Origin of the sequence: Arenibacter catalasegens (assembly GCF_002909235.1) — a bacterium.
In the GTDB taxonomy this organism is placed as follows: domain Bacteria; phylum Bacteroidota; class Bacteroidia; order Flavobacteriales; family Flavobacteriaceae; genus Arenibacter; species Arenibacter catalasegens.
Genome location: NZ_PHQQ01000013.1, coordinates 42,052 through 66,054, shown reverse-complemented (window position 1 = coordinate 66,054; position 24,003 = coordinate 42,052). Strand labels below are relative to the sequence as shown.

The 24,003-nt window shown below is 38.5% G+C and carries 19 protein-coding genes; 12 read left to right on the top strand and 7 right to left on the bottom strand.

Features of this window, described 5'->3' with window-relative positions; all coding sequences use genetic code 11:
* Positions 1-29: 29 nt before the first annotated feature.
* From CWD90_RS11865 to CWD90_RS11855, 3 genes are read right to left on the bottom strand one after another with little or no spacing between them, the layout of a single operon-like run.
* Positions 30-392, bottom strand: a complete 363-nt coding sequence (locus tag CWD90_RS11865) for a four helix bundle protein (RefSeq protein ID WP_103476285.1) — start codon at positions 390-392, stop codon at positions 30-32.
* A 60-nt stretch (positions 393-452) separates the two neighbouring features.
* Positions 453-2,468 carry a fumarate reductase/succinate dehydrogenase flavoprotein subunit gene (locus CWD90_RS11860; RefSeq protein WP_103476284.1) on the bottom strand — a complete coding sequence of 672 codons (2,016 nt, stop codon included), beginning with the start codon at positions 2,466-2,468 and terminating at the stop codon, positions 453-455.
* Positions 2,469-2,480: 12 nt separating this feature from the next.
* Positions 2,481-3,158, bottom strand: a complete 678-nt coding sequence (locus tag CWD90_RS11855; RefSeq protein WP_103476283.1) for a succinate dehydrogenase cytochrome b subunit — start codon at positions 3,156-3,158, stop codon at positions 2,481-2,483.
* A gap of 387 nt (positions 3,159-3,545) precedes the next feature.
* On the opposite strand from CWD90_RS11855, the gene CWD90_RS11850 reads away from it, so the two are divergent.
* Positions 3,546-3,911, top strand: coding sequence for a hypothetical protein (locus tag CWD90_RS11850; protein ID WP_103476282.1), 366 nt, complete (start codon positions 3,546-3,548; stop codon positions 3,909-3,911).
* A 66-nt stretch (positions 3,912-3,977) separates the two neighbouring features.
* On the opposite strand, the gene CWD90_RS11845 is transcribed toward CWD90_RS11850, so the two are convergent.
* Complete coding sequence (locus tag CWD90_RS11845; protein ID WP_103476344.1) at positions 3,978-5,699, bottom strand: M28 family peptidase; 1,722 nt, start codon at positions 5,697-5,699, stop codon at positions 3,978-3,980.
* Positions 5,700-5,886: 187 nt separating this feature from the next.
* Here CWD90_RS11845 and CWD90_RS11840 point away from each other — a divergent pair, with 187 nt between their 5' ends.
* Positions 5,887-7,185 carry an aminopeptidase P family protein gene (locus CWD90_RS11840; RefSeq protein ID WP_103476281.1) on the top strand — a complete coding sequence of 433 codons (1,299 nt, stop codon included), beginning with the start codon at positions 5,887-5,889 and terminating at the stop codon, positions 7,183-7,185.
* Between the two features lie 260 nt (positions 7,186-7,445).
* Entirely contained in the window at positions 7,446-8,348 is a 903-nt protein-coding gene (locus CWD90_RS11835; RefSeq protein ID WP_103476280.1) for a sugar phosphate isomerase/epimerase family protein, read from the top strand.
* Between the two features lie 114 nt (positions 8,349-8,462).
* On the opposite strand, the gene brnQ is transcribed toward CWD90_RS11835, so the two are convergent.
* Positions 8,463-9,740: a branched-chain amino acid transport system II carrier protein gene (brnQ, locus tag CWD90_RS11830; RefSeq protein ID WP_103476279.1), complete on the bottom strand. Its 1,278-nt coding sequence runs from the start codon at positions 9,738-9,740 to the stop codon at positions 8,463-8,465.
* 265 nt (positions 9,741-10,005) lie between these two features.
* On the opposite strand from brnQ, the gene CWD90_RS11825 reads away from it, so the two are divergent.
* A complete protein-coding gene (locus CWD90_RS11825; protein WP_103476278.1) occupies positions 10,006-10,257 on the top strand; it encodes a hypothetical protein in 252 nt (83 codons plus the stop codon).
* Between the two features lie 277 nt (positions 10,258-10,534).
* Here the strand turns inward: CWD90_RS11825 and thiL are convergent, their stop codons facing one another.
* Together thiL and CWD90_RS11815 are read right to left on the bottom strand one after the other, a co-directional pair.
* Complete coding sequence (thiL, locus tag CWD90_RS11820; RefSeq protein ID WP_103476277.1) at positions 10,535-11,578, bottom strand: thiamine-phosphate kinase; 1,044 nt, start codon at positions 11,576-11,578, stop codon at positions 10,535-10,537.
* Between the two features lie 139 nt (positions 11,579-11,717).
* The gene (locus CWD90_RS11815) at positions 11,718-13,172 is read right to left on the bottom strand and encodes a Gfo/Idh/MocA family protein (protein ID WP_103476276.1); all 1,455 of its coding nucleotides are present in this window, start codon (positions 13,170-13,172) and stop codon (positions 11,718-11,720) included.
* 322 nt (positions 13,173-13,494) lie between these two features.
* Between CWD90_RS11815 and CWD90_RS11810 the strand changes: the two genes are divergently transcribed.
* From CWD90_RS11810 to sufD, 8 genes are all read left to right on the top strand, one after another.
* Entirely contained in the window at positions 13,495-16,425 is a 2,931-nt protein-coding gene (locus CWD90_RS11810) for a PA14 domain-containing protein (protein WP_103476275.1), read from the top strand.
* A gap of 148 nt (positions 16,426-16,573) precedes the next feature.
* Positions 16,574-17,812: a choice-of-anchor B family protein gene (locus CWD90_RS11805; protein ID WP_103476274.1), complete on the top strand. Its 1,239-nt coding sequence runs from the start codon at positions 16,574-16,576 to the stop codon at positions 17,810-17,812.
* Between the two features lie 3 nt (positions 17,813-17,815).
* Positions 17,816-19,159 carry a hypothetical protein gene (locus CWD90_RS11800; RefSeq protein WP_103476273.1) on the top strand — a complete coding sequence of 448 codons (1,344 nt, stop codon included), beginning with the start codon at positions 17,816-17,818 and terminating at the stop codon, positions 19,157-19,159.
* Between the two features lie 252 nt (positions 19,160-19,411).
* A complete protein-coding gene (locus CWD90_RS11795; protein WP_103476272.1) occupies positions 19,412-19,618 on the top strand; it encodes a hypothetical protein in 207 nt (68 codons plus the stop codon).
* A 204-nt stretch (positions 19,619-19,822) separates the two neighbouring features.
* Positions 19,823-20,152: a HesB/IscA family protein gene (locus tag CWD90_RS11790; RefSeq protein ID WP_103476271.1), complete on the top strand. Its 330-nt coding sequence runs from the start codon at positions 19,823-19,825 to the stop codon at positions 20,150-20,152.
* A 96-nt stretch (positions 20,153-20,248) separates the two neighbouring features.
* The gene (gene sufB, locus CWD90_RS11785) at positions 20,249-21,694 is read left to right on the top strand and encodes a Fe-S cluster assembly protein SufB (RefSeq protein ID WP_103476270.1); all 1,446 of its coding nucleotides are present in this window, start codon (positions 20,249-20,251) and stop codon (positions 21,692-21,694) included.
* Positions 21,695-21,846: 152 nt separating this feature from the next.
* Positions 21,847-22,599 (top strand): Fe-S cluster assembly ATPase SufC, encoded by a 753-nt coding sequence (gene sufC, locus CWD90_RS11780; protein WP_103476269.1) that lies wholly within the window; start codon positions 21,847-21,849, stop codon positions 22,597-22,599.
* 72 nt (positions 22,600-22,671) lie between these two features.
* Complete coding sequence (sufD, locus tag CWD90_RS11775) at positions 22,672-23,988, top strand: Fe-S cluster assembly protein SufD (protein ID WP_103476268.1); 1,317 nt, start codon at positions 22,672-22,674, stop codon at positions 23,986-23,988.
* Positions 23,989-24,003: the final 15 nt, after the last annotated feature.

Sequence of the window (24,003 nt, the reverse complement as noted above, 5' to 3'; positions counted from 1 at the left end):
TTATTAGCCAAAAAGCCAATAGGCATTAGTTATGTGTCTATCGATTTAATGAAGGCGTTTAACATTTTACTTTCTTCGGTAATTAAACCTTGAATTCTATTATAACTATCGGTTGAAATAAAGTTTAATTCTTTTGCTATAATTATTTGAGTTTCCAATTCTAATAAGGATCCTCTGGAAATTTTTAAAAACTGGATATAATTCTTCGTGTAATTTCTACCCCATCCCTCGGCAATATTTGAAGGTATTGAAATTGAGGAACGCTTGATTTGACTTTGTAATCCGAATAATTCGTCATTTGGAATTTCTTTGCATAGCAAATATGTCTCCTTAACGATTTCTATTCCTTTTTGCCAGATCAATAAATCTTTATACGTTCTTACTTCGTTCATATGGGCAAATTTTGTTAATTTTTGCCTTTTGCCTTTTGCCTTTTGCCTTTTGTCTTTTGACTATTTATAACTTCTTTGTTTTAATTCAATATCATTAAATTCCAGTTGTTCCTTATGCAAAACGGCATCTGAAGGTTCTCCTTTGTATTCCCAAGCAGCTACAAAAGCATAATCTGTATCGTTACGTTTTGCTTCTCCTTTTTGCTCGCCATCAATTTCTACCGACTCTTCACGGAAATGTCCTCCACAGGATTCCTCTCGCATTAAGGCGTCCTTGGCAAACAATTCGCCCAATTCCAAGAAATCGGCCACTCGACCTGCTTTCTCCAGTTCTGGATTCATCTCATTGGCGGACCCAGGGACTTTTACTTCCTTATAAAACTCTTCTCGGATAGCCTTAATTTCTGCTATGGCTAATTTTAGGTCTGTAGCGTTACGGGACATACCACATTTGTCCCACATTACCTTCCCCAAGCGTTTATGGAAATAATCTACTGAATGAGACCCTTTATTATTCACAAAGAAGTTGATTCTTTCGGTGACCTCTTTTTCGGCCTCATCAAACTCAGGGGTGTCGGTTGCAATTTTCCCTGTTCTAATTTCATGTGACAAGTAGTCCCCCATGGTGTAGGGCAATACAAAATAGCCATCGGCCAGACCTTGCATTAGGGCAGATGCCCCTAGACGGTTTGCTCCATGATCAGAGAAATTGGCCTCACCAATGCAATATAAGCCTTCCACAGTGGTCATGAGGTTGTAATCTACCCAAACGCCTCCCATAGTATAGTGGGTTGCAGGATAGATCATCATTGGGGTTTTATATGGATTTTCATCAACGATCTTCTCGTACATTTGAAAAAGATTTCCATATTTTTCCTCTACTACAGCTGCACCTAGTTCAGTAATTTTTTCTTTGGAAGCATTTTGAATACCATGGATCTTAGCTTGTTCCAAACCATATCGTTCAATGGCCGATTTAAAATCCAAATACACCGCTTCCCCGGTAGCGTTAACACCATAACCGGCATCGCATCTTTCTTTCGCCGCTCTGGAAGCCACATCACGTGGCACCAAGTTTCCAAAGGCAGGATATCTTCTTTCTAAATAGTAATCCCTTTGATCCTCGCTCAATTGGGTAGGTTTTAATTTTCCTTCCCTAATGGCCAACACATCTTCCATATTTTTAGGGACCCAAATACGGCCGTCATTACGTAGTGACTCGGACATTAGGGTTAATTTGGATTGATAGTCTCCCGAGCGTGGGATACAGGTAGGGTGAATTTGGGTATAACATGGGTTTGCGAAAAAGGCTCCCTTTTTATGTATTTTCCAGGCTGCTGTTGCGTTAGACCCCATAGCATTGGTTGAAAGGAAATATACATTTCCATAACCCCCCGATGCAATTACTACTGCATGTGCGGAATGGCGTTCTATTTCCCCGGTAACTAGGTTCCGCGCTATAATACCGCGCGCCTTTCCATTTACTTTTACAACATCTAGCATTTCGTGCCTGTTGTACATTTCTATTTTCCCACGGGCGATCTGTCTGTTCATGGCAGAATATGCCCCTAACAATAATTGTTGGCCCGTTTGTCCTTTTGCATAAAACGTTCGGGATACCAATACACCACCAAAAGATCGGTTGTCCAATAGTCCACCATAATCTCTAGCAAAGGGAACCCCTTGTGCTACACATTGATCAATAATATTGGCCGAAACCTCTGCCAAACGGTATACGTTAGCTTCTCGGGAACGGTAATCGCCACCCTTTACAGTATCATAGAACAGACGATAGGTAGAATCCCCATCCCCTTGATAATTTTTTGCGGCATTTATACCTCCCTGTGCTGCGATGGAATGTGCTCTACGCGGGGAATCCTGATAGCAGAATGCTTTTACCCTATAACCAAGCTCGGCCAAGGTTGCGGCGGCAGAACCTCCAGCAAGACCTGTTCCAACAACAATAACATCGATGTTTCGTTTGTTGGCGGGATTTACTAAGTTTATTTTATCCTTATAGGTCGTCCATTTATCCTTTAATGGGCCTTTTGGTACTTTAGAATCCAATACAGACATAGAAATGTATTATTAATGGTTAAAATGGTGAAATAGTGCAATGAAAATAAATCCTAATGGAATTAAAACAGCATACGCCTTTCCGAATCCTTTTAACCCTTTTGTATATTTATTATTGGCACCAACCGATTGAAATGCGGAATTAAAGCCGTGGAGTAGGTGCAACGAAAGAAAAACAAAGCCTAAGCAATAAAGGGCAACCCTCCATATCGGGACAAATTTATGGGTAAGTTCTTCGTAATAACGATAACCTTCCCCGTCGGCTAGCAAACCGGACATGTCTCCTTGAATATATTTTGTATTGATTTCAGGAAACCAGAAATCCAAGAAATGAATGATTAGGAAAACCAGAATAAAGCCACCACTCCAAATCATATTTCTACTCATCCAGGTGGAATTGGCGGCACCATTGTTTTTGACATAGTTAATGGCCCGTGCATTCCGGTTTTTTATTTCCAGAACAAATCCCATTACAAAATGATAGATAACCCCAAAAAGCAATACAGGTTGCAACGCGTATTGTATTAGGGGATTGGTACCCATAAAATGAGAAGTTTCATTAAAGGTATCCGGACTTAAAACGGATAGGATATTAATGGCAAAATGTTGAAGGATAAAAATCATTAAGAAAAAGGCGGAAAGGGCCATAGTGTACTTTCTGCCTATTGAAGAGTTTAAAAATCCACTCATTGGTTATTTGTTTTGATTGCAAATTTACTCTAGAATCGAGTTATTAACAAACTTTGTTGAATTTATGTACGGTATTTAGAACCAATTTAAAGAATTCCATAATTGTAATGAATAAATAACTCTAAAATATTTTTTTCAGGATTACGTAAAAGTTGAATTGAGAAGATATTTCAAGAGTCTAGAATTTTGCACCCCTGTAGTATTAAGGAAAGAATCTACGTATAACGGCAGTTTCAGGGAATAGTGTTAATAAAATGCCTTCAATTGAAGGATTATTTGTTTAATGTATTTTCCTACATAAATTTAAAATACCGTTTGGTATGAATATACTTTTATTGATTTCTCAGCGTTAGAAGCTAACCCAACAGTAAAAATCAAGATCATTGGATGGTACTCTGGAAAACTTGGACATTTAATATTAAATTCTCATTAATTGCATTTTTTGTAACTGCAATACTTGGTCTCTTGAGCATGGGTGCTTTGGGCGGTCTTTTATATTTTCCAGTATCTTTTCTATTTGCATCTTTTCCTACAATAAACGATTGGCATGGTGACTGGGTTTGGCCAACCCTTATTATGGTTGGTATGTTATGGTCCTTCAGTTTTGTATTTGCGGCCGTGGCATGGTATTTCCTAAATAAGATATCCAATTCCAAAGTGCTGCTTATTGCTACCTATGTAGCCATACTTTGGCTATGGGCGGCCTTACTCTGGACTGTGATGATTATGGTCAATATAGATCAAATATCCTAGGCGTTTCTTCATTTAAATCCCCAAATCAATTATAATTTTTATTGAGTTAGGGAATATTTAATAGCCTTATTTCTCCAATTCAGAAACAAAAATTTTGGACTGGGATTCTACAATGGCCTGGGCCTGTAAAATGGCTTTATCCAAAATTACCGTATTTTCCGGCGAGGCCAAATCCCTCGTAGAGGCTATTGCCTTTAAATACCAATCTTCCCAAGCATTTATTATAGCTACCTCATTTTCCACAGGATTTCCGGTCTTTACAGATTTCTCGCTGAGCAAAAACTCTTCTGCAAGTCGATTCGTAGCTGCATCTTTAACAATTTCAACGATATCCACTGCCGTATAGGAATCCCCATTAACCAAGGTCAATGCGCTGCCCAAGGCTGCTATACTAACATTTTTAAGTGTTTCTTGGGAGACCTTATCCAATCTATCCCCATCAGTATGATAAAATTGATCGGTAAAATGCCAGAGCAATAATCCGGGAATATGGTTTTCCAAAAATGGGGTATGATCACTGCCCCCTTCATAAGGGTTGGAATTTACTGGCCAATGGGCAAATTCCCCCTGTTTCATAAAATTATGGAGCATATAATCATTTAGGTAATGGGGCTTCATATCTTCCAAGCTAAGCAATTTTCCGCCCCATTCGGTGTGCTTATCTTTACCCCTGGTCCAAATGGCACTGGGATCTGGCATTTTCTCGATTAAAAAAGTACCCCCGGTAAGGGCTGTATTTTCCCCAACCATGTCCAGACTAACTCCCCATTTAATATTGGCAGATCTTTTTTCATTTTCTTTTAGATATCTTTTTGTAGAAATGATTTCATCCCCCCAAAGGAAGGTCATAGTTCTTTGGGCATCGATATTGCCTTTTTTTATCAATTGTGCCGAAACGGTAGCCATTTCCAATTGTGCGCCCACGCCGCTGGCATTATCATTGGCTCCCGGTTCCTGCACATGGGCACTAAAAACAATACGTTCCTCAGGAATTTGGGAGCCTTTTATGTTGGCCACTATAGTTAGTTCTTCCGAAGGATACATTTTACTGGAAATAGTTACTTTCATAAATGTTTTGCCTTTTTCCAGTAAGGCCTTTAGTTTTTCTTTAGCCTGATAGGAAAGCGCTATTCCCCATGTATTTTTAGGGTCATAGGGTAAACTTCTGAATTGGATGGAATTTGTGTTTTTTTCTGGTTTTAGATAAGCGGGGTTGTCGTAACTAACTATTCCCAAGGCCCCTTTTTTTAAAACCCCTTTATTATAGACTTCCAAGGCATTGAGTTCCGTATAAATAATTTTTCCTTTTAAGGATAGCCTTTGTAGATCATCCATGTCCTTAACATAAATAATTTCGGCGGTAGTTCCATTTTTAGGGGTTGAAATTGAATTTAGATAAACCATGTTTCTATTGGTAATAAAGGACAACAGTGGTTCATTGTCTCCTAAAAGAGTAATCTCCGCGTTCATAATTTCCCAGGTCGGATGCTGTAGGGGCCTGTTTTCAATTCTATACGTGAATCGGTCTATGTTAGATGCGTTTTTCTCAGGGACATATCCTGCTGCCTCCAAACCAGCCGCAATTTTATAGATGCTTTTGTTAAAACCTTCGTTGCCTACCACACGCCAAAATTGTTCAACGAATGCAGTGGTCTCATAGGCTAGCTCTCCACTAATATTGCTCCTAAGGATATTTAAATAGTCATCTGTTGTAACTGCAGAATTTTTTACTTGACCCGAGCTTAGGGTGGTGGTACATAGAAATAGGAGTAAAAGATTCTTCGTCATAACAATAGTCAGTTTTTTAGGGTTTTTTGGGGCGTGAGGCCGCATGTATTTGCATTGCAAAATGATGGGGCGAAGATATGATATTTTGTAAGTTTAAGGCTAGATGAACCCTTGTTTAAAAATGATTTTATACTAAGTGGGGCTATGCACTTCCTATTTCTTAAATTTGTCTTCAAAACAATAAAAAATGAAATATCAGCAAATAGATAATAACTTATTTATAAAGAATCGCAAGAAGTTTATGGCCAATATGAAGCCAAAGAGTATAGCGGTTTTTAATTCTAATGACAATTATCCCATTGGTGCCGATAGTACAATGCCCTTTGAGCAGAACAGGGATTTATTTTATTTAAGCGGGGCCGATCAAGAGGAAACTATTTTGTTACTGTTCCCGGATGCCCTAGACAAAAAGCATAGAGAGGTTTTGTTTGTAAGGGAAACCAATGCCCATATAGCGGTTTGGGAAGGTGAAAAATTGACCAAGGAAAAGGCTGTGGAAGTGTCTGGAATAACAACGATTTATTGGTTGACGGATTTTGATAAGATTTTCTTTGATCTAATGACCGAGGTAGATACCGTATACTTTAATACCAATGAACATTACCGTCAGGCGGTGGAGACCCAAACAAGGGAAGATCGTTTTATTATAAAGTGTAAACAGGATTTCCCGGCCCACCAATGGGCTAAGAGCAGCCCTATTTTACAAGAAATAAGGGGTGTGAAGGAGGCTGAGGAAATTGCAATTATGCAGACGGCCTGCAATATTACCGAAAAGGGATTTAGACGCCTATTGGGTTTTGTAAAGCCAGGGGTCTGGGAATATGAGATAGAGGCTGAGCTGTTGTACGAATTCATCCGCAATAGGTCCAAGGGATTTGCCTATACACCTATCATTGCTTCTGGAAATAATGCCAATGTTTTGCATTATATAGAGAACAATCGGGAATGTAAGGACGGGGATTTGATATTAATGGATGTTGCGGCGGAGTACGCCAACTATTCCAGCGACCTTACGCGTACTATTCCAGTGAACGGTAAGTTTACTCCAAGGCAGAAAGCGGTTTATGAAGCTGTGCTTCGTGTAAAGAATGATGCCACTGCCATGTTGGTGCCTGGAACCATGTGGGCAGAATACCATAAAGAAGTGGGTAAGTTAATGACCTCCGAACTATTGGGATTGGGTCTGTTGGATAAGGCCGATGTGCAAAATGAAGATAAGGATTGGCCAGCCTACAAAAAATACTTTATGCACGGTACCAGCCATCACATTGGATTAAACACCCACGATTACGGCGCATTAAAAACACCTATGGTGGCCAATATGGTCTATACCGTGGAGCCAGGGATATATATCCCGGCCGAAAAAATGGGTATCAGATTGGAAGATGATGTAGTAATCCAAGAGAAAGGGGCTCCCTTTAACCTTATGGCGAATATTCCTATTGAAGTTGAGGAGATCGAGGAGCTGATGAATGCCAAGAGGTAGCTTGAATATCTATTCGCGCAGAGATAGGCAAATTGTTTTGGTGCTAAGGACCGAGTATATTATTTGATAAATCCCCGATGGCTCTGCCTCGGGGATTCTTTTTTTGGATTCTAGATTTATTTATTTGAGGGAAGGGTTGAGTATTGGTTATTTATTTGAATTCTGCTAACTTCAACTTTTGGTCGGGATAGGTTTTAATGCAAATTATAGACATTACCTTAGTAATATTTATTTTTTAAAACCCAAAATTGATTGTAGATATGGATAATAAAAGAAGAAATATTATTCGGAGCCTAGCTCTCACTCCATTTATTCTAGGCACACGAAGCCTTATGGCTAGCCCTAAGATTACAGCAATAACCAAAAATAGATTACAATATAGTGTCAATGCCTACTCCTTTAATGCCTTATTAAGTGGTGGCGAAATGACATTTTTTGAGATGATGGAATTTGCGGCAAGTATAGGACTGGATTCTGTGGACCTGACAGGATATTATTTCTCTTCATATCCAGACCCCCCTATGAATAGTGAACTTTTCCGCTTAAAACGCAAAGCACTAGAACTTGGCCTTAATATCCCTTGGACAGGCATAAGAAATGATTTTGTTAACCCTGATGCAAATTCTCGCAAAGTTGATAGGGATAGGATAAGAAAATGGTTGGAAGTTTCATCAACCTTAGGTGCCACTATTATGAGGGTTTTTACTGGAAAACATGAGTATGATGGATTTTCAAAAAATGAAGTAAAAGAGTGGCTTGTGGAGGAATATAAAATCTGTGCTAAATACGGTGAAGAGATTGGTGTTATCGTAGGCCTGCAAAATCACAATGAATTTTTATTCACAAGTGACGAAATTAGTGACATAATTACACGGGTCGATTCTGAATGGTTTGGTCTAATTCTAGATGTAGGTAGCCTGCATGGAGAAAACCCTTATGATGAAATTGAAAAGTTGGCTCCTTATGCCACTTATTGGTTTGTTAAAGAACATATATACCCAAATGGCATCAAAACCCCAATATATATGAAAAAAATTGCCAAAATTATTAAAAATCAAGGTTATCAGGGGTATATTTCGTTTGAAAGTCTTTCAGATGGAGACCCTAAACAAATTATTACTTCGATGTTTAATTCTTTCAAAACTGAGTACAAAAAACTATAATTATTAAGATTATATTTAGCAGTATGGGTATTTTTTATATCCAGCTTAAAACCATGTGGCTCACGAAAATTAAACATAATTTAAACAGGTGTTTATTCTAATCGTAAGAAAACATCAAACAACTTTTCCTTTTTTTGCAAATACATTCGTAATCGCATAAATAACTACAGCCGGCAATACCCATCCCAATCGGTATTCGCTTAGGGGTATCCAGTCAAAGGCTTCCTTGTTGGGGGCTAAGTCTCCCAAACTTCCTAAAAAATCCGGAATACTGAAAACGATAGTCGTGATTACCACGGCCTTAAAGACGATTGGTGAAGCCCATTTGTCTGAAACAACGTTCAAGAGAATCAAAATGATTGTGATAGGATAAATAAACATTAGGGCTGGAAAGGCTATCGTAATAATATAGGCCACATTAAACTGTCCCATAAGAATCCCGAGAAGGCAACCCATTATAGCGGTTATAAGGTAGGCGTGTCTGGCATTGGGGAGTCGGTCCTTAATAAAATCAGAGGTTCCGGTTACAATGCCTATGGCTGTAGTAAAACAGGCAAGGCTTACCAAGATGCTTAGAAGCACATTGGCAGTATAGCCCAAGGTTATTTTGCTTATCCCGCTAAGCAAATCTATTCTAGTGATATTGGTTTCAAAATTAGTATGGTTCAAGGCTCCCGAAAGGATTAGGCCTGCATAAATTATAAAAAGACTAAAACCGGCCAACCAACCGGCATTACGAATCAAAGTCTTTTTGTCTTTATAAGATGCGTTCGACTTCAGATTAATAGAGACAATGATTACCCCGCCAACCACTACGGCCCCAATAGCATCAAAAGTCTGATATCCTTCTAAAATTCCATCACTGAACGGACTAATTATGCCCGTTTCCCCAAAATTGAAGTCCAAGGTAAATATGGTTATACCTATAATCAGTACCAATATTAAAATAATGGCGGGTGTAAGTACCTTGCCGAGTATGTCCAATATGCTTGAGCGGTTTATAACAAACACAAAAACCAAAGAAAAGTAGACAATACTAGTAACAAGAGGTGAAGTATTAAAGAAGGGTTGCACTGCAATTTCATGTGTTACGGCTGCAGTTCGCGGCGAAGGTAGGCCAATGGAAATAACATAAATTAGAATGGAATAAACCAAACTAAATGTAGGGGAGACTTTTTTTCCAAAGTCATATATGGTACCCTGTAATTTGGCATGTGCCAAAATTCCCATTATAGGTATTAGAACGGCAGATACTGCAAAACCCAAGGCTACTAACCACCACCAACTTCCCGACTGAAACCCTAGCAGTGGAGGGAGTATTAAATTTCCAGCTCCAAAGAATAAGGAGAATAATGCAAATGAGGAGACAAGGGTTGCCTTAAAGTTGGGCATTTAAAACAATTTTGGGCGAAAGATAGGTTAAAAACCATTTAGTTTAAATGGGTATTTAAACATGGTATTATCGCAGTTTGTCGAAAAAATTAAGTTTTATTAAAAAAAAACGAAAATAAAACAGGTTGTACTCAATAAAAGGAAGGGTGTGGGCGTTAATTATCAGAAAGTCATTTAGAAAGTGACGATCGCCAATTAACCCTAAGTTTAATTTTTGCATTTCACGGTCCCTAAACCTTACCAATGCCACTCTAAAACCTGCATTATGAAAAAAGTTATCACAGACTACGGAACAAAACTCAGCGCATTTTGCTGCAGTATTTTCGGACACCATTATTCAGTATCCAAAAAGGTTACCTTGCATATTAAGGAATATCAATGTGTGCACTGTGGTAAAGAGGTGACAACGGATGTTAGTGGAAATCTATCGGCTTTAACTCCCGAATTACAGGATATCAATAATACATTACAAGATATTTATCAGAAAAGACATAGGGCCACCCAACAAGTAGCCTAAACTATGCTTTGGCAAACGAATTCCGATCCCAATTGGAATCGGAGTTTATGAAGTTATTCCCGTAAATTATAAGTACGCCCATATTCTTGGATGTCCTGCGCCCCACGACATTTAAGTAAGGACCGTCCTTGATTTTCGGGAATTCTTTTTTTACTCACTAAGTCAGATTTGAATGCTCCGAAGTTTGTGTCGAAATATTATAAGTAGTTTCCTTTCGACGCCTCTTTGGCTTGCCATGAGGTAATATGCTGTAATATTTCCAACTGTTTCCCTTTCTTTATGAAAAAGAATTCCAACCTTGTGCGGTTATAGGAATTTTGGTATTGCTTCTGGAAATTAAATTTACGCCTTCATTCTTATCGGTCATATGGCCCACCACAGTAAAATGTGGATTTCCCTTTATCTTTGGAAAATCTTTCTGGTCTATAGTAAATAAAAGCTCATAATCTTCACCCCCACTTAGGGCTACCAACGTACTGTCCATTTTAAATTCTTCACATGCCGAAATTACTGTTGGATCCAACGGAATTTTATCCTCAAATAAATTACAGCCAACTTCGCTTTTATCGCATAAATGTAAAATTTCTGAGGATAGTCCATCGCTAATGTCGATCATGGAAGTAGGACGGATCTCCAGTTTTTCCAACAAATCTTTAACATCCCTTCTGGCCTCCGGTTTTAACTGACGTTCCACAATATAAGTGTAAGGTGAAAGGTCTGGTTGACTGTTTGGATTCACTTTGAAAACTTCCTTTTCCCTTTCTAAAACCTGTAACCCACAGTAGGCGCCACCTAAATCCCCGGTAACTACTAAAAGATCATTGGGTTTGGCCCCACTTCGGTAAACAATATTTTCTTCATTGGCTTCGCCAATGGCGGTTACGCTGACCAACATTCCTTTGGTAGAGGATGTGGTATCTCCGCCCACTAGGTCTACCTTGTAGACTTCGCAGGCCAGGGCTACCCCGCTATAAAACTCTTCCAGGGCTTCCAAAGGAAATCTATTGGATACGGCTATGGAAACTGTTACTTGGGTAGCTGTAGCATTCATGGCATAGATATCGGACAAATTTACCATGACCGACTTATAGCCCAAGTGTTTTAAGGGCATATAGCTGAGGTCAAAATGTACGCCCTCTATTAATAGATCGGTAGAAATTATGGCCTTCTTGTCCTTGAAATCCAAGACGGCAGCATCGTCACCAATACCTTTTAGGGTAGATTTGTGCCGTATAGTAAAATCTTTGGTGAGATGTTTTATCAATTCAAATTCTCCCAATTGATCTAATCCGGTCTTTTCTTGATTCTTATCTTCTATCATGCCGCAAAAATAAGGAGTATATCTATTAAATCCCTAATATAGGACCTATAAGTAAACAATTAAAAAGCCGGACCTTAATAAGTATTCTTAATGATACTTACAAAGTCCGGCTTTTTAAATCAATATATAATAAAGAGGTCTATCCCAAAGAATATCCTGCTCTATAATTACGCTTTACATATTTGTTGGCAGCCTCAAAGTTGGTAACCCTCATGTTTTCTGCATCCCATAACAAACGTTTTCTTCCATTGTATTTTGAGCCGCCCCAGAAGCTACCTTTATCGGCACTAGGGTCTACTTCAAAATAGGATTTAAGGGCCAAGTTACCTATAAGAATACTTTCGGTAAAAGGACCGGCATAATCAAATGAAGAACTGGTCTCAGCATTGCCATAACCTGCCATACAGGCATTTACCCATTGCAGGTAGTGTCCTTCCGGAACTCTAGCTATGGTTTCTGCAACTTCAAACTGCTCGTTTAACGATAATGGAAGCAATCTTGGGTTGGCGCCATAACAGTCAGCCAACAATTTACCTTTTGTACCAATAAATAGTACTCCACCATCCCAGTTACCCAAAGCTTCGTCATCACCCATTTCATCTGGTCTTTCCGGCAGAAGTCCACCGTCCATCCAAGTAACCTTAACAGTGCCTTTACCATCCGTTTTTGGATAGCTTAGGTGTATTTTACTTGAATTAGGGAAACTCTTGGGGTAATCGGCAGTTTCAAATTTCCCTTTAAAGGAATCCGAAACACTACACTCCACTTGGTTAGGGTAAAGTATAGGCAGTATTCTATATACTGGATCCATAATATGGCAAGCCATATCACCTAGTGCACCTGTTCCGAAATCGGACCAGCCTCTCCAATCAAAAGGAAGGTAAGCCTCATTATAATCGCGCATTTCCGCGGTACCCAACCACAGGTCCCAATTTAAGCCTTTTGGTGTTTTGTCTTTTTTGGTCGGTGTTTGAAGGGCTTGTGGCCAAATAGCTCTATTGGTCCAACATTTTACGGTATGTACATCACCTATGATACCAGTATCATAAAGTTCTTTCATTTTTCTTACGCCATCACCAGAACCACCTTGATTACCCATTTGAGTAACTACCTTGAATTTTTTTGCAGCCTCGGTAAGCATTCTAGCCTCCCAGATATCATGTGTTAGGGGTTTTTGCACATACACGTGTTTGCCCATTTCCATAGCCATATAGGCGGCTACGGCATGATTGTGATCTGGAGTTGATACCGAAACGGCATCAATATTGTCCTTCTCATTTTCTAACATTGTTCTAAAATCGGCATAGTATTTTGCCTTTGGGAAAGACTTTCTGGATTCAACAGCCTGCCTATCATCAACATCACAAAGCCCTACTATATTAACATTGGGACTTTCAGCGAAAGATGCAATATCACTTCTACCTTTACCACCTGCACCAATGCCGGCAATATTTAATTTGTCACTAGGAGCAACATAACCCGGACCTCCCAATACGTGTCTTGGTACGATCATAAATCCGGCAGTTGCCAAGCCGGTACCTTTAATAAAATCTCTTCGTGAATTGTTACTAGATGCGGTCTTTTTTTTGGACATAATTTTTGAAAGTTTTCTATTTTTTAAAAATGGATTTGAATTTAAATTAAATTTTTGTAATCAGCATAAAGATATTTCAATATATTTTCAATAAAAATTGTTAATTTCTCAAAATGGGGTTCTAAATCCTTAAATACCAGGTTTTGGCAACGAATTTTAGAAAGCTAATTAGCCTGTAAAAATGGGCCATTTCACAAGATACATATTTTTCGGCACCTTATTTTTTAAAAAAATTAATCGTTTAAGCAATAACTCGATTATTGATAAACTTATTATATCTTGTTATCTTAATTTAACTTAAAAGTTTTTATCTAGCTAAGAAATGAAATATTACAAATTCTTCCTCTTGCCCATTCTTTTGTTTTTGATAAGTTTTAATCTCTCTTGTGAGAGTAGCGCTATTTATGATCGGCCAATAGATACTTGGGTATTTCGATCTGTGATGGATAAGCAGCCAAGGATGTTGACTGTTGCCTTAAATAAGGATTTGTATATGTGTTACAATCTGCAATCCGGAAACTTGTATAAAGTATGGAAAGGTGGTGTTAATTATGAGGGAGCGGTATACACAACTGCACACGGTATTCAGCCTACCAGTTTTGGTTTTGCCTATTTGCAGGATGAATCCCAAGAAACGCAATGGAGATTAAAAACTCAAGAAGGCATTGAAATTCCCAAGGTCAATTATTTGGGTTATTCCATGATTAAAGGCCAGGTGGGTGTCGATTTTGAACTGATATCTAAAGAAGGAAAAACAGTTAAGATTCGGGAAATTCCGGAATATGAATTGGAGGACACCCATTCTGGATTGATTAGGAACTTCACCCTCCTGGAAGGTTCTTCCAATGACCTAATACCAATATTAAATTATAGACCGGATAATACATTAATATATAAGGAAGTATTAAGCGGTGGAAAAAGGGAAGACCAAAGCGATGGATTGGAGATTGCAAAAAGGACCACGGTTAAAACGTATTTTAATCCTGTTCCGGTTAATTGGAAAGAACCTATTTCTGATGATACAGGAATGATTGCAGATGGCAGAAAAATGGTGGGCCAGAGCGATTGTAATGCGTGTCATCTTGAACATGAAAACCTAGTAGGACCGGCATATGATTCCATAGCAAAGCGATATCCTTTTAATTGGCCTACTATTGGTGCCTTGGCGGACAAAATTAGACTGGGCGGTACGGGTAATTGGGGCGCTACCCTAATGTCTGCCCATCCGGATTTATCAAGATCCGAAGCACAGAATATGACTTATTATATTTTGTCCCTAGATGGTGAGCCGGAGCCTATGGAACAAGGGGTAGATATTGCATTGAATACCCCTGATATTACGTTTGCTTTGGATAACATTGATAAAAGAGGTGGAGATAAGAAAGTCAAACAAGCTGGGGCGGCGGCCAATTTTTACTTGGTTAATGACAGTGGTGATCTATATGAAGATCTTACCAAAAGTACCTTGCCCATCTTAAATGGAATTGCCCCTGCTATTCATTTACCCACTTCAGGTGCCTTAGGGGAAATCAATGAAAATTTTTACGTTGAGTTCAGGGGTTATATAAAATCGAATTTCAAAGCGGATAAAACATTTAGGCTTATTAGTGACGATGGCTCGGTGCTGATTCTTAATGGTTCCGAAATCATCGATAACAGAGGAGATCATGGAGCTGAGGCGGTAAGTTCAAAGGCTGTTTTGGAAAAAGGATGGAATGAATTTTTACTACAATTTCAACAAGGAGGTGGAGGCTATGGACTTTCTTTGCAATGGTCAGATGATGGGGAACTGTTTACAGTAGTTCCAGATTCGGTTTTTTATCACGATGCAAGTGCCTTTAGAAAATTGACACCATATATACCAAAACGGGCGAGCACTTTACCAGGAGATCAAATGCCATTGAATGCCGTTCATCCGTCCTTTGATATGTTCCAGGCCAAACCATCGGAATTTCATCCGAGGATTGGAGGTATAGATTTTATAGATAAGGACAAGATGGTCATTTGTACTTGGGATGAGACTGGTTCTGTTTATATTCTGAAAAACTATAACACTGACGATCCGGAGTCTATAGAAGTCACACAAATAGCAAAAGGATTGGCCGAACCTTTGGGAATAAAAATGGTAGACGGGGAGCTATATGTATTGCAAAAGCAGGAACTTACCAAATTGATTGATAACGATGGTGACGGGATAATTGACGAGTACAAAAAGGTTTGTGATGCTTGGAATGTTACTTCCCATTACCATGAATTTGCCTTTGGGCTGGTTTATAAAGAGGGTAGTTTTTATGCCACTTTAGCAACAGATTTGGGCTCTGAATTCAAAGAAGTGAAGGACAGGGGAAAGGTGGTAAGAATTAGTAAGGACGGTAGTGAAGTGGAGATTATAGCTGAAGGTTTTAGAACACCTAATGGCATAGCCGAGGGACCGGATGGGGCACTATATGTAGCGGATAATCAAGGAAATTGGATACCTACTAGTAAAATTGTGCGCGTAGAAAAGGGAAAATTTTACGGATTTAAGCATGCGGATTGGGAACGTGTTAAGGATTATAAGGAAGATCCTCCACTTGTTTGGCTTCCACATGGTGAAATCAGCAATTCCCCAAGCCAACCCGCAATTCTTAATATTGGCCCATATAAAGATCAAATGATACATGGAGATGTAACCCATGGGGGAATAAAGAGGGTTTTTATAGATGAGGTGGATGGTATAAAGCAGGGTGCTGCTTTCCGTTTTATTCAGGGATTGGATGCTGGAATAAACAGGACCGTTTGGGGCCCTGATGGCGACCTATATGCCGGAGGTGTGGGGTCTGGAGGCAATTGGAGGCATGAGGGTCGACTTTGGTATGCCTTGCATCGATTTCATTACAATGAAAAATCAACCTTTGAAATGTTGGCGGTTAGGGCCAAAAGCAATGGAATGGAAATTGAATTGACAGAACCAATTGATTCTAAGGAGTTATTGAATAAGGAGGATTTTACGGTAGAACAGTATTATTACGAAGCAACAGAGGATTATGGGGGACCAAAATTGGGAGAGGAAGAGCTTAAAATCAAATCGGTAAACCTGTCAGAAGATCGAAAGAAGGTATTTTTAGAAATTGAGGGAATTCAGGAGAATAAGGTAGTCTATATCCATATTAAAAAGCCGTTTAAAAGCGAAAACGATCACTCGCTTTGGTCCACAGAAACTTGGTATACGATGACTAAAAAACCTAAAGGCAATCTAGGTTTTAGAAAATAATTATATTCTATTTATATAAGGACAAGCTTTATTTCATAGTGTATTTACTGTTTTAATTACAAGTCTTAAGGCCTTTGGTAACCCATTGATACTAAAATCATTGCAGATAAGGCTTATCTTTACGGTTAAAGGAACTAAATACTATGCTATGAAAAGGAATTTGTTCTTTCTGACTGCACTTTGTGCTATTTTTTTTGTAGGCTGTTCAAGCGATGAAGGCCCCAAGGATGAGGGCAATAATCCAGATAACCCTGATCTACAAAAGACTTTTACGTCTTGTGTAAATGGGATGGCAGGTATATACCCTTGTAATGGATATGATTTTCTTGGTCGTATCTCCTTAGATACTTTTCAGGCTAGTTCGGCCAGTGATATTTGGGGCTGGACGGATACATTAAACAATAAGGAATATGCCATAGTCGGGTTAAATAATGGTACTGCATTTATAGATATTACCGATGCCGATAATCTAAGATATCTAGGAAAATTGCCAACTGCTACAGTGAATAGTACTTGGCGCGACATCAAGGTCTATAAGGATCACGCTTTTATAGTTTCTGAAGCACAAGGTCATGGTATGCAAGTAATGGATCTTACAAGGTTGCGGAATGTCGTTTCCTCTCCTGAAACATTTACGGCAGATGCGCTCTATACCGGATTTGGGAATTGTCATAATATTGTCATCAATGAGGATACAGGATTTGCCTATGCTGTTGGCACTGCAAGGGATGATATATATAATGGTGGAGTACACTTTTTAAATATCCAAGACCCCAAGAATCCTTTGAGTTCCGGAGGTTATGGCGCTTCAGGCTACACACATGATGGGCAGGTTTTAACCTATAACGGACCAGATTCAAATTTTATTGGAAAAGAAGTATTTGTTGGTGCTAATGAGGATCATGTGGTTTTAGTGGATGTTTCCAACAAGGCTATTCCTGAAGAAATTTCTACAATGACCTATAGTAATTTTGCCTATACCCATCAAGGGTGGTTTACTCAGGACCAAAAGTATTTTATCTTGGGAGATGAATTGGACGAAGTGAATTTTGGATTCTCATCACGGACTTTAGTTTTCGATTTCACTGATTTAACAGTACCGGTCCTCCATCATACTTATTTAGGGAAGACCAATGCGATTGATCATAATGGCTATGTAAGAGAGGGTGAATTTTTCCTTGCTAATTATACCGCTGGGGTCCGTGTTTTGGATATTTCGGGTATCAATGATAAATCCATTGCCGAAGAAGGTTTCTTCGATACTTACCCTGCGGACAACAAGACCGATTTTAATGGAGTTTGGAGTGTTTTTCCTTTTTTTGCTAGTAATAAAATTGTGGTAAGTGATATTAATTCGGGACTTTTTGTAATTAAAAAATCAAATTGATCAATGGATAAAATGGCCATATTGATATTTTGTTTTATCGCACTTTCTTGTTCTAACGATAAGGTAGATTCTAAGAATGAGCTAGATAATCCCCTTTTTTTAGGAGAATTGGAATGGGCTAAAAGCTTTGGGGGCTCTCTTGACGATACAGCCCAGGCCATTATTTCTACTAATGACGGGGGTTATGCAATATTAGGGTTTTCCAATAGTATTGACGGGGATATTAACGACAAGGCCATGGAGGACAATGATTATTGGTTGTTAAAATTGGACCATGAGGGCATTTTGCAATGGAGTAAGACCTTTGGCGGCAGTTTGGATGATATTGGTAAAAATATTGTTCAAACTACCGATGGGGGCTATGCGCTTATCGGCTATAGTCAGAGTAGTGATGGGGATGCCAGTAGTAATGAAGGCTTTCATGATAATTGGATACTTAAATTGGATGCCTCTGGAAATATCCAATGGGAGAGGAGTTTTGGTTTTTCTGGGCATGATCATTCCTATGATTTAATCCAAACTACCGATGGAGGGTTCTTTTTCTCAGGATTTTTAGATATTACAGCGGCTAGATCAGACGGTTATTTAGAAAAGGGCAGCTACTTAACAAGACATGGTGTAGGTGAATTTTGGGGCACAAAATTAGATGCACATGGAAATTTGGAATGGCGAAAGTATTTTGGAGGAACCAATAACGATAGGGCTCATGGGGTAGTGGAGTCTAAGGACGGAGGTTTTGTTTTGGCAGGGTTTTCTGAAAGTCAAGATTATGACATTTCCAATTCCAAGGGAAGTTATGATTTTTGGGTGGTAAAGATTGGGAGTGATGGTAGTTTTGTCTGGGAGCGGTCTTTTGGTGGCTCTGGTATTGAAATAGCCTACGACATTGAGAAAACTGAAGATAATGCTTATGTAATTATAGGAAACACGTTTAGCAATGATACTGATATTTCTAAAAATAATGGAGAATCGGACATCTGGCTTATAAAAATAGATGATAATGGGAATCTATTATGGGAAAAGAATTACGGAGGTTCTCAGTTTGATGCTGCTCAAAGCGTAAGTCTTGCTAGTGATGGGGGTTTTATTATTGCAGGAAATTCCAAAAGCATAGATTGGGACGTTACATCTAACATAGGAGAAAACGATATTTGGCTAATAAAAACGAATGCTTCCGGCGAATTGATTTGGCAAAATTCTTTTGGGGGCAGCGGTATCGATTTCGGTTTTGATGCGATAGAAACTCAGGACCATGGAGTAATTTTAGTGGGAGACTCCCAAAGTGCCAATTTTATGAATCTGCAACAAAAGGGAAATACTGATGCTATTGTCCTAAAAATTAAGTAGACAAACGCCTGAACGTCTTTAGCGGGTAAAGAAGGCTGTATTCAACAATATGTTATTGTAGGCGAAAATGCCATAACTACGGATCTATATCATACTATTAAATCTGGATTAAGTCCAATCAAGAATTATATACTTATGGAGAAATCGGAATAACTGGGTATGTTAAATTAAAACTTAACGAATAGGGATTGACTTAAATCAGGGTATTCCCGAAGTTATTGGTATATTCGTGTAAATTAAAAAAGACATTACATGAAAAAATTTATTATAACAATTTTGGTTTTGGGATTGCCTTTTTTTGCCATTACCTCCTGTAGGGAAACCAAGGAAAAAACTGTAATTATAGAGAAGGAAGTGGAAAAGGATAAAGGTATTCTGGAAAAGGCAGGAGAAAAGGTAGATAAGGAAGTTAATGAGAAAATAGATGATGCTATTGATGAAATTGGGGATGATAATTAGAATACGACCCTAATTATATCTAAATGGATTTTAAAATTGGCCATAAAATTGTGATAAGCAATTTTGTTGGCCAATTTTTTTTGAGGGGAACTTTTATAATAGAAATCCCCTATTTGACTATACGTTATATTAATGTAAGGAAATATGGTAAAACCCTTCTTATGTAGTATATTTGTAAACTATTTAGATTAAATCCAATTAAGAATGATTAAAGTATCTGAAACAGCTAAGCTGAGGGTAATGGCCCTAATGGCCGAAGGAGGCTTTGATGCCAGCAAAGATTATGTGCGGGTAGGTGTAAAAAGCGGGGGTTGCAGTGGATTGTCCTATGAACTTGATTTTGATAACAAGACCTCTGAAACCGATAAAATTTTTGAAGACAACGCAGTGCGTATTATTGTGGATAAAAAAAGTTTTCTTTATCTGGTAGGTACGGTACTGGAATATTCGGGGGGACTAAATGGCAAAGGGTTTGTTTTCAATAATCCCAACGCCCAAAGAACTTGCGGATGTGGAGAGAGTTTCTCTCTTTAATGTAACAATGGGGAATAAAAAATGTACCAATGCTTGCGTTGGAGATGATAAATAATTAGCCAATTGTTACAGTAAACAATTGATAAATTAGGAAGAATGGCATATACAGAGGAAGAATTAAAAAAAGAGTTGGAAACCAAGGAGTATGAATATGGTTTCTACACAGATATAGAATCAGATACGTTTCCGAATGGTTTAAATGAGGAAATAGTCATCGCTATTTCCAAAAAGAAGGAAGAACCTGAATGGATGACCTTATGGCGCTTGGAATCCTTTAAGATTTGGAAAGAAATGGTTGAGCCGGAATGGGCAAATGTTCACTATAAAAAACCTGATTTTCAAGCCATCTCCTATTATTCCGCCCCTAATAAAAAGCCAAAGTATGACAGTTTGGATGAAGTAGATCCAGAATTGCTGGACACTTTCAAAAAATTGGGTATTTCTTTGGACGAACAGAAGAAGTTGGCGGGAGTGGCCGTAGATATCGTTATGGATTCAGTATCGGTAGCTACCACTTTTAAAAAGACGCTTGGAGAAAAGGGAATAATTTTTTGTTCCATTTCCGAGGCCATTAGAGAGCATCCTGAATTGGTAAAGAAATACTTAGGTTCTGTTGTCCCCCAAAAGGACAACTTTTATGCAGCCCTTAACTCGGCCGTTTTTTCGGATGGGTCTTTTTGTTACATTCCAAAAGGAGTACGCTGCCCTATGGAACTTTCAACTTATTTTAGAATTAATCAGGCAGGTACCGGACAATTTGAAAGAACCTTGGTAATTGCCGATAAAGGTAGTTATGTAAGTTACTTGGAAGGTTGTACTGCGCCCTCCCGTGATGAAAACCAATTGCATGCTGCTGTAGTAGAGCTTATTGCTTTGGATGATTCCGAAATTAAGTACTCGACCGTCCAAAACTGGTTCCCTGGAAATAAAGAGGGTGTAGGGGGAGTATTCAATTTTGTGACCAAAAGAGGAATGTGCGAAAAGAATGCTAAAATTTCTTGGACACAGGTAGAAACTGGGTCGGCAGTTACTTGGAAGTATCCATCATGTATACTTAAAGGAGATAATTCCATAGGGGAATTTTATTCCATTGCCGTTACCAATAATTATCAACAGGCGGATACTGGTACTAAAATGATCCATTTAGGAAAGAATACCAGAAGTACCATTATTTCAAAAGGTATCTCGGCTGGAAAATCCCAAAACAGCTACCGTGGATTGGTACAGATTAATAGTAGGGCCGACAATGCCAGGAACTTTTCCCAATGTGATTCCTTGCTGATGGGGAACGAATGTGGAGCACATACCTTTCCATATATTGAAGTAAAGAACAAGACCGCACAAATAGAACATGAGGCCACTACCAGTAAAATTGGGGAGGACCAAATCTTTTATTGCAACCAGAGGGGGATAAATACGGAAAAGGCAATAGCCTTGATCGTAAACGGCTTCAGCAAGGAAGTACTGAATAAATTACCAATGGAATTTGCTGTAGAAGCCCAAAAATTATTGGAAATAAGTCTAGAGGGATCTGTAGGATAAGGGAAATTGGTTCTGAGGGCTAGTCTTCTGCAAAGAAGGGTTCATAAGCCAGAGGAAAAAATACTGCAACCCGATTTATAACAATATCAAAAAGAAGATTTTAATAAAATGCCGAAGGCGCCAATTATTTTAAATAATTTGAATTTAGAACAATGCTGAAAATTAACAATTTACACGCTAGAGTAGAAGATAAGGAGATACTAAGGGGAATAAACCTAACGGTTAATGCTGGTGAAGTACATGCCATAATGGGGCCTAACGGCTCAGGTAAAAGTACCTTGGCGGCTGTAATTGCCGGGAAGGAAGAATTTGAAATTACCCAGGGAGAGGTAATTATGGAAGGAGAAAACCTAGAAGACACTTCGCCTGAAGATAGGGCACATAAAGGAATATTTCTTTCCTTTCAATATCCCGTTGAAATTCCTGGGGTTTCCGTGACCAATTTCATGAAGACGGCCATTAACGAATCTAGAAAAGCTAAGGGATTGGAAGATATGCCTGCTAAGGATATGTTGAAATTGATTCGTGAGAAATCAGAAATGTTGGAAATTGACAGGAAATTTTTATCGCGCTCCTTGAACGAAGGGTTTTCCGGAGGAGAGAAAAAAAGGAACGAGATTTTTCAAATGGCCATGTTGGAGCCTAAATTGGCCATTTTGGATGAAACGGATTCCGGTTTGGATATTGATGCCTTGCGTATTGTAGCCAATGGGGTAAATAAATTAAAGAGCAAAGACAACGCAGTCATTGTTATTACCCATTACCAACGTTTATTGGAATATATAGTTCCGGATTTTGTTCATGTATTGCACAACGGAAAGATCGTTAAATCTGGCACCAAGGACCTAGCTTTGGAATTGGAAGAAAAAGGGTACGATTGGTTGAAACCGGAAACTGTTATTTAAATAAGTTGACAGTGTTCACTCTACAGTTTGCAAAACTGAAAACTGAATACTAATTACTGAATACTTAAAAAGATGGATTTAAAAGAAAAATTAGTTTCTTCATTCTTGGCATTTGAAAACGGTGTGGATGTAGATCATCCTGTACACGATATACGCACGGAGGCCATTAAAAATTTTGAAGCCAAAGGATTTCCTACGAAAAAAGAGGAGGCCTGGAAATATACATCCCTAAATACACTGCAAAAAATAGATTATAGCATCTTTCCTAAAAAGGAGAGTATGTTGGAATACAGGGATGTAAAAAAATACTTTATACATGAAATAGACACTTATAAGATTGTCTTTGTGGATGGGGTGTATAGTTCTTTTTTGTCGGAGACTACTCATGACGGAGTGGATGTATGTCTAATGAGTTCCGCCTTGAACAAACCCATGTACAAGCAAATAATAGATGTTTATTTTAATAAAATAGCTTCTAAGGACGATTCATTAACTACCTTGAATACTGCTTTTAGCAGGGAAGGAGCCTATATTTACATTCCCAAGAATAAGATTCCGAAAAAGCCTATAGAAATCGTTCATTTTTCAACTGGGAATGAAGCCGCACTATTATTGCAGCCTAGAAATTTGATAATTGCTGAAGAAAATGCGGAGATGCAAATTATTGAACGCCATCAGAGTTTAACGGCAAATGAAGTGTTAACCAATTCGGTTACAGAGATTTATGCTGCCAAGAATTCCAATGTTGATTATTACAAGGTACAGAACGATTTAACAACTGCCTCCTTGATTGACAATACTTATATAGATCAGAAAGACGGTAGTGTTGTAAAGGTTCATACGTTTTCTTTTGGAGGTAAATTAACCCGAAACAACCTTAATTTCTATCAAAATGGAGAAAGGATAGATTCTACCATGAAAGGGGTTACCATTATTGAGGAGAAACAACATATAGACCACCATACATTGGTGCATCATATACAGCCCAATTGTGAAAGTCATCAGGATTACAAGGGGATTTATGGTGAAAATTCTACTGGGGTTTTCAACGGTAAGATTATTGTAGATAAAATTGCTCAAAAGACGAATGCCTTTCAACAGAACAATAATATTCTAATGAGTGACAAGGCTACCATTAATACAAAACCTCAATTGGAGATTTTTGCAGACGATGTAAAATGCTCCCACGGTTGTACCATTGGGCAATTGGACGAGGAGGCCTTATTTTATCTTCAGTCTAGGGGAATTCCAAAAAAAGAAGCAAGGGCATTGTTAATGTACGCTTTTGCCAATAACGTTTTGGAAAGTGTCCGAATCCCGGAATTAAAGGTTAGGATCAACAAATTAATTGCCAACAAATTGGGCGTTCGTTTAGGATTTGACCTTTAGAAAGTTTCTATTCAA

Bases quoted from the DNA above. Each gene is read 5' to 3' on its own strand.
- CWD90_RS11805 (WP_103476274.1), top strand. From the start codon at position 16,574: ATGAAAAGGAATTTGTTCTTTCTGACTGCACTTTGTGCTATTTTTTTT.
- sufB (WP_103476270.1), top strand. From the start codon at position 20,249: ATGGCATATACAGAGGAAGAATTAAAAAAAGAGTTGGAAACCAAGGAG.
- CWD90_RS11850 (WP_103476282.1), top strand. From the start codon at position 3,546: ATGGTACTCTGGAAAACTTGGACATTTAATATTAAATTCTCATTAATT.
- thiL (WP_103476277.1), bottom strand. From the start codon at position 11,578: ATGATAGAAGATAAGAATCAAGAAAAGACCGGATTAGATCAATTGGGA.
- CWD90_RS11795 (WP_103476272.1), top strand. From the start codon at position 19,412: ATGAAAAAATTTATTATAACAATTTTGGTTTTGGGATTGCCTTTTTTT.
- CWD90_RS11865 (WP_103476285.1), bottom strand. From the start codon at position 392: ATGAACGAAGTAAGAACGTATAAAGATTTATTGATCTGGCAAAAAGGA.
- CWD90_RS11845 (WP_103476344.1), bottom strand. From the start codon at position 5,699: ATGACGAAGAATCTTTTACTCCTATTTCTATGTACCACCACCCTAAGC.
- CWD90_RS11810 (WP_103476275.1), top strand. From the start codon at position 13,495: ATGAAATATTACAAATTCTTCCTCTTGCCCATTCTTTTGTTTTTGATA.
- CWD90_RS11790 (WP_103476271.1), top strand. From the start codon at position 19,823: ATGATTAAAGTATCTGAAACAGCTAAGCTGAGGGTAATGGCCCTAATG.
- CWD90_RS11835 (WP_103476280.1), top strand. From the start codon at position 7,446: ATGGATAATAAAAGAAGAAATATTATTCGGAGCCTAGCTCTCACTCCA.
- sufC (WP_103476269.1), top strand. From the start codon at position 21,847: ATGCTGAAAATTAACAATTTACACGCTAGAGTAGAAGATAAGGAGATA.
- CWD90_RS11860 (WP_103476284.1), bottom strand. From the start codon at position 2,468: ATGTCTGTATTGGATTCTAAAGTACCAAAAGGCCCATTAAAGGATAAA.
- CWD90_RS11855 (WP_103476283.1), bottom strand. From the start codon at position 3,158: ATGAGTGGATTTTTAAACTCTTCAATAGGCAGAAAGTACACTATGGCC.
- sufD (WP_103476268.1), top strand. From the start codon at position 22,672: ATGGATTTAAAAGAAAAATTAGTTTCTTCATTCTTGGCATTTGAAAAC.
- CWD90_RS11840 (WP_103476281.1), top strand. From the start codon at position 5,887: ATGAAATATCAGCAAATAGATAATAACTTATTTATAAAGAATCGCAAG.
- CWD90_RS11800 (WP_103476273.1), top strand. From the start codon at position 17,816: ATGGATAAAATGGCCATATTGATATTTTGTTTTATCGCACTTTCTTGT.
- CWD90_RS11815 (WP_103476276.1), bottom strand. From the start codon at position 13,172: ATGTCCAAAAAAAAGACCGCATCTAGTAACAATTCACGAAGAGATTTT.
- brnQ (WP_103476279.1), bottom strand. From the start codon at position 9,740: ATGCCCAACTTTAAGGCAACCCTTGTCTCCTCATTTGCATTATTCTCC.
- CWD90_RS11825 (WP_103476278.1), top strand. From the start codon at position 10,006: ATGAAAAAAGTTATCACAGACTACGGAACAAAACTCAGCGCATTTTGC.